This is a genomic window from Gymnodinialimonas sp. JB5-7, assembly GCF_055693405.1.
Genome location: NZ_JBVFUX010000012.1, coordinates 642,428 through 655,867 on the forward strand (window position 1 = coordinate 642,428; position 13,440 = coordinate 655,867).

The following is a 13,440-nucleotide window of genomic DNA, read 5'->3' on the forward strand; positions in this document are numbered from 1 at the left end:
CCTCCTTAGACCGAAATCTGAACGTCAACGCCCGCGGCGAGGTCGAGCTTCATCAGCGCGTCCACGGTCTGCGGGGTCGGGTCAACGATGTCGAGCAGGCGCTTGTGAGTACGGATCTCCCACTGGTCGCGGCTCTTCTTGTCAACGTGCGGGCCACGGAGAACCGTGAACTTCTCGATCTTGTTGGGCAGCGGGATCGGACCACGGACCGTAGCACCTGTGCGCTTGGCCGTGTTTACGATTTCCTGCGTGGAAGCGTCGAGAACCCGATAATCAAACGCCTTGAGGCGGATACGGATATTCTGGCTGGCAACTGCCATGCTTGTCCCCTTCTTTCGGGGTTTCACCGGATTGGACGAATGCCGCTCATCGGCACCCCTCGTCGCGGTATTTGATCCAACGGAAATGGGGGCACGCCATGGCGCACCCCGTTGGATGAGCGGCGTATAGGGGACAGCGAAAGAACTGGCAAGTAGATTCGAGCTGAATTGCACCATGACATCGTCAGGTCTCGAAGCCGCGTCATCGACGGGCCGGGGACTGTCGATCCAACGGCATTTCTGCTGCGCTTTATGGCAGCCAAGTCATCGCACAAAATAATCGGTGCACCCAGCTTCAGCAAATCGACAGGCCGCCGGACGGCCCGTCGATGGCGGGGCGGGCAAGCCCGCTGTTAACCCGCTTTGCGACATTGATTTGGTCGGCGCTGAAGGGCGCTAGGTTCTACGAGACGCTTGCGCGTCGCATCATCTCTTTAAGGTACTCTAAGTGTTCCACGTTACGACGCTCGATTTTTTCACTTGTGAACATCGAACCCAACAGGAATTGGCGCGGAGCGGTAAGTGCAATCCACATCAAATCCAGCGCCAGCAGGAAAACAATCAAACCAACTGGGAAAAAGGCGACCGCGAGAAACGCCGAAAAAATTGTGCCAATGCCTCCGCCTCCGGCCAATGTTTCCGTAAGGCGAAGGACCGCTTCCATACCGTTAATGACGAAGCCCAACATCGCAATTGGGATCAACCCGACAAACCAGCCATATCGCGCGAAGGAAATCATCGCTGCATGGATGTGCCAAAGCCTGAGTCTTGAGAAAACCAAGACAACGAAACGCCAACGGAAGATCGCTCTCATGGTTCCTTTTCCGATATTTGGCCTCATTGCGATGTGAAACGCAGTTTAAGCGCCACGATTCATAGATGAAACCCCGTCGTGCCCGAAGTGAGTGGGGTGCAACCCACCGTTTCCCGTCCGTAGACCGGGCTTTCAGCCCGGGGCGCTGACTCGTAGGGCGGGACTTGTCCCGCCGTTCTGCCCCCGGATCATGGTTAGCGAGAGGTTAACGGGATTCGTCTTTTCGTTTGGGAACAGGGGCTTAACCCCTCTGCTCAACCTTGAGCAGGCGAGGCCTCTCAAGAAAAAGGCCCCGCCGGTTGGGCGGGGCCTTCTGACAATTTCAACCGTCGGCGGCACCGGGTTCTCGTGACCTTTGCCAGAGCAAAGGCACTGCCACCCGGCACCTTCTGGCCAAAGTTTCCTATGGAAACTCGACCTTATTCAATGATCTTCGACACAACACCTGCACCAACCGTGCGTCCACCTTCGCGGATGGCGAAGCGGAGGCCGTTTTCCATCGCGATCGGCGCGATCAGTTCCACGTTGAACTTCAGGTTGTCGCCCGGCATCACCATCTCCGTGCCGCTGGGAAGCTCAACCGTGCCCGTCACGTCCGTCGTGCGGAAGTAGAACTGCGGGCGGTAGTTGGCGAAGAACGGCGTGTGGCGGCCACCTTCCTCTTTGGTGAGGATGTAGGCCTCGGCCTCGAACTTCGTGTGCGGCGTCACCGAGCCGGGCTTGCAGAGCACCTGGCCCCGCTCAACACCGTCACGGTCCACACCACGCAGCAGCGCGCCGATATTGTCGCCGGCTTCACCGCGGTCCAGCAGCTTGCGGAACATCTCAACGCCCGTGCAGGTCGTCTTCGACGTGTCGCGGATGCCCACGATCTCGATCTCGTCGCCCACATTGATCACGCCACGCTCCACGCGACCGGTCACAACCGTGCCGCGGCCAGAGATCGAGAACACGTCTTCGATCGGCATCAGGAACGGCTGGTCCACAGCACGCTCGGGCGTATCGATATACTCGTCGACAGCCGCCATCAGCTCGGCGATTTTCTCTTCGCCGATATTCGCGTCACGGCCTTCCAGCGCGGCGAGCGCGGAGCCCGCAACGATCGGAATGTCGTCGCCCGGATAGTCGTAGGACGACAGCAGTTCGCGGATCTCCATCTCGACGAGTTCCAGCAGTTCCTCGTCGTCGACCTGGTCCACCTTGTTCATGAACACGACCATCTTCGGGATGCCAACCTGGCGGCCCAGAAGGATGTGCTCGCGCGTTTGCGGCATCGGGCCGTCGGCGGCGTTCACAACCAGGATCGCGCCGTCCATCTGGGCGGCACCGGTGATCATGTTCTTCACGTAGTCGGCGTGGCCGGGGCAGTCGACATGGGCGTAGTGGCGCGCGTCGGTCTCGTACTCCACGTGCGCGGTCGAAATCGTGATCCCGCGCGCTTTCTCTTCCGGCGCGCCGTCAATCTCGTCATACGCCTTGAAGTCGCCAAACTGCTTCGTAATCGCAGCCGTCAGCGTCGTCTTGCCGTGGTCAACGTGACCAATCGTGCCGATGTTCACATGCGGCTTCGTACGTTCAAACTTTTCCTTTGCCATGATGGCCTCCTTGAAGTTCTTCGGCACCCAAACGGATGCCTATGGGTGGGGCGGGCGGCGTCACCGCCCCGCCGTTATGCGTATTTCGCCTGGATCTCGTCCGAGATGTTGTTCGGAACCGGCTCGTAATGGTCGAACTGCATCGTGAACTGCGCGCGGCCCGAAGACATGGAGCGCAGCGTGTTGATATAGCCGAACATATTGGCCAGCGGCACGAAGGCGTCGATCGCGATGGCATTGCCGCGCGTATCCTGCCCCTGCACCTGACCGCGACGCGAGGTCAGATCGCCAATGATACCGCCGGTATACTCTTCCGGCGTGATCACCTCGACCTTCATGATCGGCTCGAGCAGCTTGGCACCGGCCTTCTTCATGCCTTCGCGCATGCCCATGCGGGCTGCGATTTCAAAGGCCAGAACGCTGGAGTCCACGTCGTGGAACTTACCGTCGACCAGGGCAACCTTGAAGTCGATCACAGGGAAGCCAGCCAGCGGGCCGCTATCCATGACCGAGTTGATGCCCTTTTCCACGCCAGGGATATATTCCTTCGGCACGGCACCGCCGACGATGCGGCTCTCGAACGAGTAACCCTCGCCGGGCTCGGTCGGGCTGATTTCCAGCTTGACCTCGGCGTACTGACCAGACCCACCCGACTGCTTCTTGTGGGTGTAGGTGTGCTCGACTGCGTGAGAGATGGTCTCACGGTAAGCCACCTGGGGTGCACCGATATTGGCTTCAACCTTGAACTCGCGCTTCAGGCGGTCGACGAGGATGTCGAGGTGAAGTTCGCCCATGCCTTTCATGATGGTCTGACCGGACTCAAGGTCAGTTTCCACACGGAAGGACGGATCTTCGGCTGCCAGACGGGCCAGACCCTGGGACATCTTCTCCTGGTCGCCCTTCGTCTTGGGCTCAACCGCGATCTCGATCACCGGATCGGGGAAGGTCATCGTTTCCAGAACCACCGGATCTGCCTTGTCGCAAAGCGTATCCCCGGTCGTCGTGTTCTTCAGACCACCCAGCGCGATGATGTCGCCGGCGAATGCCTCTTCGATCTCTTCGCGGTTGTTGGAGTGCATCATCATCATGCGGCCCACACGCTCGTTGTTCTCCTTTGTGGAGTTGAGCATGGAGTCGCCCTTCTTCAGCTGGCCGGAGTAGATCCGGACAAACGTCAAAGAGCCCACAAACGGGTCGTTCATGATTTTGAACGCAAGGCCCGAGAAGGCCATGTTGTCGTCCGCGCGGCGAGCGATGTCGCGGGTTTCCGTCTCATCGCCGGGCTTGAAGCCCATGTAATCCACCACGTCGAGCGGGCTCGGCAGATAGTCGATCACAGCGTTGAGCAGCGGCTGAACACCTTTGTTCTTGAACGCAGAGCCGCCCAGAACCGGCACAAAGGCCATCTCAAGCGTACCCTTGCGCAGGAGTGCGCGCAGGGTCGGCACGTCAGGCTCGTTGCCTTCGAGGTATTCCATCATGGCGTCGTCGTCCATTTCGACGGCCGCTTCGATCATCTTGCCACGCCATTCGTCGGCCATGTCCTTGAGGTCAGCGCGGATCGGCGCCTTCACCCAAGATGCACCAAGGTCTTCGCCCTGCCACAGCCACTCTTCCATGGTCACGAGGTCGATCAGGCCTTCCAGCTCGGTCTCGGCACCAATTGGAATACCAACAGGCACGGCACGTGCGCCGGTGCGGTCTTCGATCATGTGGACGCAGTTGAAGAAGTCAGCGCCGATCTTGTCCATCTTGTTGACGAACACGATGCGCGGAACCTTGTAGCGGTCGGCCTGACGCCAAACGGTTTCGGTCTGTGGCTCAACACCAGCATTGGCGTCGAGCACGCAAACGGCACCGTCGAGGACCGCCAGCGAACGCTCAACTTCAATGGTGAAGTCCACGTGGCCGGGGGTGTCGATGATGTTCAGGCGGTGCTTTTCGGTGTCGGCAGTCTGGCCGTCCTCGGTGCGCTCCCAGAAGGTGGTCGTCGCAGCGGAGGTGATGGTGATGCCGCGTTCCTGCTCCTGCTCCATCCAGTCCATGGTGGCTGCACCATCGTGCACCTCACCGATGTTGTGGGATTTGCCGGTGTAGTACAGGATGCGTTCGGAACAGGTGGTCTTGCCCGCATCAATGTGGGCCATGATCCCGAAGTTGCGGTAACGCTCCAGCGGATATTCGCGTGCCATGTGAGGTATCCTCAGGCTTGAGTTTGAAAACGGAGGAGGCCCCGGGGATGCGGGGCCGCCAAGGTCTTACCAGCGGTAGTGGCTGAACGCGCGGTTGGCGTCGGCCATCTTGTGGGTGTCTTCGCGCTTCTTGACGGCGGCACCACGGGAATTGACGGCGTCGATCAGCTCACCGGCCAGACGCTCTTCCATGGTGTTTTCATTGCGTGCGCGGCTGGCGTTGATCAACCAGCGGATCGCCAACGCTTCGCGGCGCTCAGGGCGCACGTCGACGGGCACCTGGTAGGTGGCACCACCCACGCGGCGCGAGCGCACCTCAACGGCGGGTTTCACGTTGTCGAGCGCTTCGTGGAACACTTCCACGGGCGCGCGCTTCAGCTTGGCCTCGACGCGGTCGAACGCGTTGTAGACGATCTTTTCTGCGACCGACTTCTTACCGTCGATCATCAGGTTGTTCATGAACTTGGTCAGGACGGTGTCACCGAACTTTGCGTCGGGCAGCACCTGGCGCTTTTCAGCGGCGTGACGGCGGGACATCTATAAATCCTCTTACTTCGGACGCTTGGCGCCGTATTTCGAACGACGCTGGCGACGATCCTTGACGCCCTGCGTATCGAGAACACCCCGCAGGATGTGGTAGCGCACACCGGGAAGGTCTTTCACACGACCGCCGCGGATCAGGACCACGGAGTGCTCCTGAAGGTTGTGGCTTTCACCGGGGATGTAGCTGATCACCTCGTAGCCGTTGGTCAGGCGGACCTTCGCAACTTTCCGCATAGCGGAGTTCGGCTTCTTCGGCGTCGTCGTATACACGCGGGTGCATACGCCACGCTTTTGCGGGCAGCTCTCGAGGTGCTGAGACTTCGAGCGTTTTACTTTGGGCTGCCGCGGTTTGCGGATCAGCTGTTGGATAGTTGGCATTCGGGATCCCCGTCTGTCGTTCTCATCATGTCGGCGGTGTCCCTTGCCATGCGTGGCCTTGGCACGCAAAAACACCAAAACCGCACGCATCCCTTCCCTACCTGGAGGACGCTGCGGAGGAATTTCCAGAGGATCGGGGCTGCAAAATCGCCCGGATCGTGGCCACTCAGATCTGTATTTCAGCCACAAAGGACGCGCACGGGCATCCGGGCCAAGTGGCGCGGGGTATAGGGGGTCCCCGATGGCCTGTCAACAGCGCCGGTTTACTCGGCCGTCAGCGTGCGCCACTCGGCCTGAAATGCCGGTAAATCAATGGCGAAACGCCTTTGGATCATGGGCGCAATCTCATCGTCAGGCACAGGCACCGGCTGGCCCGCCCCAAAGGGCGTGCGCGCATCGTTGTGATCGTGATCCCCGCGAATGAACATCACGGAATCGGTGAGGTTCACGAACGGCACCCGTGCCCAGATCTTGTGATGTGGGAAGTCCATCACAATGGCCTCGTCGTCAGGTTTTAGGTAGATCGCCAATCCCGCCGACCAGCAATGCGTGTTCAAGACTTGCGGCTTGATCTGGCCACCCTCGATGGCTTGCAGCACCACACCCTTACCGTGGTCGAGCGCCACACGGCCCGCGAAATTCGCCAGCCGTCCGACTTTGTTCCAACTGCGCCTGAGCTGCTGCACATAATCGACCGCCACGGCGTCATCATCGTCCAGCCTGAACTCAGCCACCACAGCGCGCGTTCCATCGCGCCCGCCCCACATCACATCTCGGCAGATTGCGCGGTGATCCCCTGGCTCGCGCCAATGGGCCTGCACCTGCGGGCAATCCCTAATCGCGGCCTCGATGCGGCCCCGCCACGGTTCGGGGAAATCCTCCCCCAACAGCAGGTGCATGGTGAAATCCGCGTCAGTCTGCGCGCGCAGGGGCGGCAAGAACACGTGCTCGAACCACAACGTCCGCTCGTCCAGCCGCTTCGGCGCGTAAAGCGCAGCGCGGCGTTCTTCCAGGCTCTCATGGTATCTCTTGAACCCGCCAGTGCACGGGAAAGAGAACCGGCACAGCCCCTGAACCTGCACCCCCTCAGCCACGGGCCACCTGCCGTTCGCGGATCAGGGTGAACACGCCCGTCGCCACAACGATCGCGGCCCCAGTCAGGGCCAGCCCATTGGGGAATTCTGCAAACACGACCACTCCAAGGATTAGGGCAAACACCAGTGCCGTATAACGGAAGGGCGACGTCACAGCGACATCGCCGACCCGCATCACAAAGATCGACAGGACGTAGCCGCCAATGATGAAGAGCGCGCTACCCGCAAGATAGGCGATGTCCCGACCGTCCATCGGCACCCAATCGATGGTGAAGGACATAACCCCCCCAAAGGCGCCAACAGACGCTGCGGTCAGAACGGCGACCGACATCAGCGGAACGTCGTTCGAAAATGCCCGCGTGGACAAGTCCCGGCCCGCAACAAGGAAAACGGCTACCAAGGCCAACAACGAATACGCGTTGAACCCCTCGGTTCCCGGCTGAACAATCAGAAGCACGCCCGAAGCGCCCACGGCGATTGCCGTCCAGCGTCGCCAACCCACCGGCTCCCTGAATAGCAAAGCCGCGCCTAGCGTTACCACCAGCGGCAGGGCCGCCAGGATCGCTGTCGCATTCGCCAGCTCCATATTCACCAGCGCGGTCAAGAACGTCACAACCGTCAAAACTTCGAACACTGTCCGCAGGGCCACCTTCGCGCGGTCGCCTTTCGGGATGCGGAAGGTCAGCTTCCCAAATGCCGCCACGGTAACCGCCAACAGCAGGGTTGTCAGAATGCCGCGTAGGAACACGATTTGGAACAGCGGCACCGTTTCAGCCAGCAGCTTTACGAAGACATCGTTCATCGTGAACGCTGCCATCGAGCCCATCATGAAGAGCGCGCCCTGAAGGTTCGGGTTCATTCTTCGCCGTCACCCTTGGCGATGTCGGCCCGCGCCTCATCCGCCAATTGGCGCGCCATTCCGGACCCTTCTTCCTGCAACTTTTCCATCATCGGCAGAAGCCGCTTGGGGTTCAGCCCAAAGCGTTCCCGGAACAGCTTACGTGCTTGCCACAGCGGAAGCTCACGCGACCCGGGCGGGATGGAGCGGTCGCTGTCATTATGTCCATGGAGCGTGCGCACAAACATGTATTCATGCGGGTCAATCCAGCAGCGCGCATGGCAGGCCAGTTTGCGGTGGTTCCAGCGGTAGATGTTATGCTGGCTGTCCGGGTGATGGATCATCGCGCTGGCCAGCCCGAGTGGCTGCGGTTCGGAGTAATCCCAAAACTGATCATCGTCGCGCTTCATGTCCCAGTAGATGCCGCGATGGAAGCAGACGGCAGCCGGCACCTCGGCAGTGGCCCAGTTCAGCTTGATGAGGTTGTCCGAGATCTCGCGCGTCCGCTCGATATAGTCGCAGCCCACCGCATCGTCGTCGTCCAACCGGAACCCGGTGATGAAATCCGCCTCTTCATCCAGACCACGTCGAAACGCCCGCCGTGTGGAATTCAGTGGCCCGGCGGCCTCTAACGTACAGATGCGCAGATATGGATGCTTTTCTGCCAAGCGCTTCAGACGCTTGCGGAAGTGGAACGGCATCGTGTCGCCGATGAGAGCCACCAGGATAAAGTCCTGATCCGTCTGGGCATCCAGCGAAGGCAGGCAAATATTCTCAAAATAGGCAAAGCGGCGCTGCATGCGACCCGGCGCATAAAGCTCCGCCGCCGCCTCTTCCGGGCCCTTGTTCAGGGTGCGAAACCCGGCATCCCCGAGGTAGGAGAAACGGCACACGCCTATGATCTTGTTCACTGCCATGCAAACGCCCTTACCCGGCCCTTGAGGCGGAAGTTAGGCAATTTCCGCTGAGTGGGGAATCCCCCCTCAAATCGGCGTCCAGACCGCCATCTCGGTGCCACCGGGTTCACGGAACTGGAACCTGCGCCCGCCCGGAAATTCGAAGATGTCTTTCGTGATCTCAGCACCCGCAGCCTTCACGCGCTCTAGCATCGCGTCCAGATCATCGGCTTTGAGAACCGGCAACGGCGCACGCAATTCCCCGCGCTCGATCCCGCCCCCAAGCTCGGCCCCTTGAAGATCGCGATAGTCGGGGCCGTAATCGATGAAGCTCCATCCGAAGGCCTCGGCAAAGAAAGCCTGCGTTTCCTCAAGCTTGGGGGACGTGAATTCGAGATAGTCGAGCGGTGGGCGCGCATCGGTTGACATTGGAACCTCCAAGACGATTGAGAACATAACGTAAACAAAATCTGAGAAAGCGCAAAAGAAAACGCCCCACCGTTTCCGATGGGGCGTTCCAATTGTCTTTGCAGTACAGCTTAATCTGCCGCATCCCCTTCGGGCGCTTCGCCATCTGCCTCGAACACTTCCGGGGCGGCCAGTGCAGCGGCTTCGGCCGCTGCTGCTTGCTGCTCTTCGATCACGACCATGTCGCGCGACTTGGCGATGCGCTCGACCTTCTGCGTGGCACCACCGGTGCCCGCCGGGATCAGGCGGCCCACGATTACGTTCTCTTTCAGACCAACCAGCTTGTCTTTCTTGCCCTGAACCGAAGCCTCGGTCAGCACGCGCGTGGTTTCCTGGAAGGACGCCGCCGAGATGAACGACCGGGTCTGGAGCGAGGCCTTGGTGATCCCCAGAAGGATCGGCTCACCCTGTGCCGGACGACGACCATCAGCGATGGCCTTCTCGTTGGCCGCATCGAACTCGGCCTTGTCGACATGCTCGCCCTTCAGAAGCGTGGTTTCACCAGAATCCTGGATCTCCCACTTCTGCAGCATCTGACGGACGATGACTTCGATGTGCTTGTCGTTAATCTTCACACCCTGAAGGCGATAAACGTCCTGCACCTCGTCGATCATGTAATCGGCCAGCGCTTCCACACCCATGACCGCAAGAATGTCATGCGGGGCCGGGTTGCCGTCCATGATGTATTCACCCTTCTGGATGAAATCACCTTCGGCGACCGGGATGTGCTTGCCCTTGGGCACCATGTATTCCACCGGCTCCAAGCTCTCGTCCGCAGGCACGATGCCGATGCGGCGCTTGTTCTTGAAGTCGCGGCCGAATTTCACGTAACCGTCGATTTCCGCGATGATGGCGTGGTCCTTCGGACGACGTGCTTCGAAGAGTTCGGCCACACGCGGCAGACCACCGGTAATGTCCTTCGTCTTCGCACCTTCACGCGGGATACGCGCAATCACGTCACCGGCTTCAACCGTCTGACCATCTTCGATGGACAGAATGGCGTCGACCGACATCGTGTAGGTCACGGGGTTGCCCTGATCGTTGCGCATCGGCTCACCATCTTCACCCGCGATAATGATCTCGGGCTTCAGCTCATTGCCCTTGGGGGCCGTGCGCCAATCCGAGACGATTTTCTGGGTCATGCCGGTTGCATCGTCCGTTTCATCCCGCAGCGAGATACCTACGGTCAGGTCGACGAACTTCGCGTTACCAGCGGCCTCGGCGATGATCGGAAGCGTATACGGGTCCCATTCGAACAGGCGATCACCACGGGCGATGTCCTGCCCATCTGTCACCAGCACGTTGGTGCCGTACCCCAGCTTGAACGAGGCACGCTCGGCGCCCTGCTCATCCACAATCGCCAGCTGCATGTTGCGCCCCATGACGACCGTCTGGCCATCACGGTTCTTCAGCAGGTTGGGATTGCGGAATTCGATCTTGCCTTCGACATTGGCTTCCTGGAACGACTGCTGGCCACCCTGGGCCACGCCGCCGATGTGGAACGTCCGCATCGTCAGCTGCGTGCCAGGCTCACCGATCGACTGCGCCGCGATGATACCCACGGCTTCGCCGGTATTCACCTTCGTACCGCGTGCGAGGTCACGACCATAACACGTGGCACAGACACCCTCTTCCGCCTCACAAGTCAGCGGGGAGCGCATCTGCATCGTGGTCACACCAGCGGCCTCGACTGCATCGGCCTTGCGTTCGTCGATCAACTCGCCCTTGGCGACGATCACCTCATCGGTGCCGGGCACAAGCACGTCTTCCCCGGCCGTACGACCCAGGATGCGCTCTGCCAGCGAGGCCACGACTTCACCGTCATTGACAGCAGCCTCGGCCTTGATCGTCTTTTCGGTGCCGCAATCGTCCATACGAACGATACAGTCCTGCGCCACGTCCACCAGACGACGCGTCAGATAGCCCGAGTTCGCCGTCTTCAACGCAGTATCCGACAGACCCTTCCGGGCGCCGTGGGTGGAGTTGAAGTATTCAAGAACGGTCAGACCTTCCTTGAAGTTCGAGATGATCGGCGTCTCGATGATTTCGCCGTTCGGCTTGGCCATCAGGCCGCGCATGCCGCCCAACTGCTTCATCTGCGTGACCGAGCCACGCGCACCGGAGTGGGCCATCATGTAGACTGAGTTCGGCTCCATCTCGGACCCGTCTTCGGCGCGCTTGGCAGCCGAGATCGTGCCCATCATGGCGTCCGTGACTTTGTCGTTGGCTTTCGACCAGGCATCGATGACCTTGTTGTACTTCTCACCCTGGGTGATCAGACCATCCATGTACTGCTGTTCGAATTCCTTCACCTGACCGCGGGTATCCTCGACAAGGTCCCACTTGTCGTCTGGAATGACCATGTCGTCCTTGCCGAACGAGATGCCCGCCTTGAACGCTTCACGGAAGCCCATGCCCATGATCTGGTCGCAGAAGATGACCGACTCTTTCTGACCGCAATACCGGTAGACAGTGTCGATGACCTGCTGCACTTCCTTCTTCCGAAGAAGGCGGTTCACCAGATCAAACGGCGCCTTGGCGTTGAGCGGCAATAGCGCACCCAACAGCACACGGCCCGGCGTGGTTTCAAACCGCATCAGAACCTCGTTGCCCTCTTCATCAATCTGAGGAAGGCGCGCGTGGATCTTGGCGTGCAGATGCACCTCGCCCGCGTCGAGCGCGTGGCGAACCTCATCCACATCCGAGAAGATCATGCCTTCGCCCTGCATCCCCTCACGCTGCAGCGTGACGTAGTAGAGACCCAGGATCATGTCCTGCGACGGAACGATGATCGGTGCGCCGTTGGCGGGCGACAGCACGTTATTCGTCGACATCATCAGAACGCGGGCTTCAAGCTGTGCCTCAAGGCTCAGCGGGACGTGCACAGCCATCTGGTCGCCATCGAAGTCAGCGTTGAAGGCCGAGCAGACCAGCGGGTGAAGCTGGATCGCCTTGCCTTCGATCAGTACAGGTTCGAACGCCTGAATGCCAAGACGGTGCAACGTGGGCGCACGGTTCAGAAGGACCGGATGCTCACGAATAACCTCGTCGAGGATATCCCACACTTCGGGACGCTCTTTTTCGACCAGCTTCTTGGCCTGCTTCACGGTCGAAGACAGACCTTTCGCCTCAAGCCGCGAATAGATGAACGGCTTGAACAGCTCCAACGCCATCTTCTTCGGCAAGCCGCACTGGTGCAGTTTCAACTCCGGCCCGGTCACGATGACCGAACGGCCCGAGAAGTCCACGCGCTTGCCCAGAAGGTTCTGGCGGAAACGGCCCTGCTTGCCCTTCAACATGTCCGACAGCGATTTCAGCGGGCGCTTGTTGGCACCCGTGATCACGCGGCCCCGACGGCCGTTGTCGAACAGAGCGTCGACAGATTCCTGCAGCATCCGCTTTTCGTTGCGGATGATGATGTCCGGCGCGCGCAGTTCGATCAGGCGCTTCAGGCGGTTGTTCCGGTTGATCACGCGGCGATAGAGGTCGTTGAGGTCAGACGTCGCGAAACGGCCACCATCCAGCGGCACCAGCGGGCGCAGCTCTGGCGGGATGACTGGAACAACGGTCAGAACCATCCACTCGGGCCGGTTGCCGGACTCGAGGAAAGATTCAACGATCTTCAGACGCTTGATGATCTTCTTCGGCTTCAGCTCACCTGTCGCTTCCTTGAGGTCTTCGCGCAGATTCTGCGCCTCGGACTCAAGATCGATCTGGGAAAGCATCTCGCGGATCGCTTCCGCACCGATATTGGCCTGGAACGCATCGGCGCCGTAGGCGTCCTGCGCATCCATGAACTCCTCTTCCGACATCAACTGACCGTATTGCAGGTCCGTCAGTCCGGGTTCGATCACCACATAGTTCTCGAAGTAAAGGATCCGCTCCAGATCGCGCAGCGTCATGTCCAGCATCAGGCCGATGCGGGACGGCAGCGACTTGAGGAACCAGATGTGCGCAACCGGCGCGGCCAGCTCGATGTGACCCATACGCTCACGACGGACCTTTTGCAGCGTGACTTCCACACCACATTTCTCGCAGACAACGCCGCGATACTTCATGCGCTTGTATTTGCCGCAGAGGCACTCATAGTCCTTGATCGGCCCGAAGATACGGGCACAGAACAGACCGTCACGCTCAGGCTTGAACGTACGGTAGTTGATCGTTTCGGGCTTTTTGATTTCCCCGTACGACCACGACAGGATGCGCTCGGGCGACGCCAGCGAAACCTTGATCTCGTCAAACGCCTTGGGCGGCGTCAGCGGGTTGAACGGGTTGTTTGTCAGTTCCTGGTTCATTTCGAAT

General features: G+C 60.0%; 11 protein-coding genes. All 11 read right to left on the minus strand.

The annotated features are described in order from the left end of the window. Window positions 1-5: 5 nt before the first annotated feature. Window positions 6-320 carry a 30S ribosomal protein S10 gene (gene rpsJ / locus ACZ1HK_RS11280; RefSeq protein ID WP_339987329.1) on the minus strand — a complete coding sequence of 105 codons (315 nt, stop codon included), beginning with the start codon at window positions 318-320 and terminating at the stop codon, window positions 6-8. A 403-nt stretch (window positions 321-723) separates the two neighbouring features. Continuing rightward, a complete protein-coding gene (locus ACZ1HK_RS11285; RefSeq protein ID WP_472628789.1) occupies window positions 724-1,134 on the minus strand; it encodes a hypothetical protein in 411 nt (136 codons plus the stop codon). A 419-nt stretch (window positions 1,135-1,553) separates the two neighbouring features. Beyond that, a complete protein-coding gene (gene tuf, locus ACZ1HK_RS11290; protein WP_472628790.1) occupies window positions 1,554-2,729 on the minus strand; it encodes an elongation factor Tu in 1,176 nt (391 codons plus the stop codon). 74 nt (window positions 2,730-2,803) lie between these two features. After that, window positions 2,804-4,921: an elongation factor G gene (gene fusA / locus ACZ1HK_RS11295; protein ID WP_472628791.1), complete on the minus strand. Its 2,118-nt coding sequence runs from the start codon at window positions 4,919-4,921 to the stop codon at window positions 2,804-2,806. A 66-nt stretch (window positions 4,922-4,987) separates the two neighbouring features. After that, window positions 4,988-5,458, minus strand: a complete 471-nt coding sequence (rpsG, locus tag ACZ1HK_RS11300) for a 30S ribosomal protein S7 (protein WP_368476570.1) — start codon at window positions 5,456-5,458, stop codon at window positions 4,988-4,990. Window positions 5,459-5,470: 12 nt separating this feature from the next. Further along, window positions 5,471-5,842 carry a 30S ribosomal protein S12 gene (gene rpsL, locus ACZ1HK_RS11305; RefSeq protein ID WP_071673925.1) on the minus strand — a complete coding sequence of 124 codons (372 nt, stop codon included), beginning with the start codon at window positions 5,840-5,842 and terminating at the stop codon, window positions 5,471-5,473. A gap of 263 nt (window positions 5,843-6,105) precedes the next feature. Continuing rightward, window positions 6,106-6,936: a putative rhamnosyl transferase gene (locus tag ACZ1HK_RS11310; RefSeq protein ID WP_472628792.1), complete on the minus strand. Its 831-nt coding sequence runs from the start codon at window positions 6,934-6,936 to the stop codon at window positions 6,106-6,108. Beyond that, window positions 6,929-7,795, minus strand: a complete 867-nt coding sequence (locus tag ACZ1HK_RS11315) for a DMT family transporter (RefSeq protein ID WP_472628794.1) — start codon at window positions 7,793-7,795, stop codon at window positions 6,929-6,931. Before ACZ1HK_RS11315 ends, ACZ1HK_RS11310 begins: the two co-directional genes overlap by 8 nt. Beyond that, window positions 7,792-8,691, minus strand: coding sequence for a glycosyltransferase (locus tag ACZ1HK_RS11320; RefSeq protein ID WP_472628795.1), 900 nt, complete (start codon window positions 8,689-8,691; stop codon window positions 7,792-7,794). The genes ACZ1HK_RS11315 and ACZ1HK_RS11320 overlap by 4 nt, the downstream gene beginning before the upstream one ends. 66 nt (window positions 8,692-8,757) lie before the next feature. Further along, window positions 8,758-9,099 carry a VOC family protein gene (locus ACZ1HK_RS11325; protein ID WP_472628796.1) on the minus strand — a complete coding sequence of 114 codons (342 nt, stop codon included), beginning with the start codon at window positions 9,097-9,099 and terminating at the stop codon, window positions 8,758-8,760. Between the two features lie 110 nt (window positions 9,100-9,209). Next, a complete protein-coding gene (rpoC, locus tag ACZ1HK_RS11330; RefSeq protein ID WP_472628797.1) occupies window positions 9,210-13,433 on the minus strand; it encodes a DNA-directed RNA polymerase subunit beta' in 4,224 nt (1,407 codons plus the stop codon). Window positions 13,434-13,440: the final 7 nt, after the last annotated feature.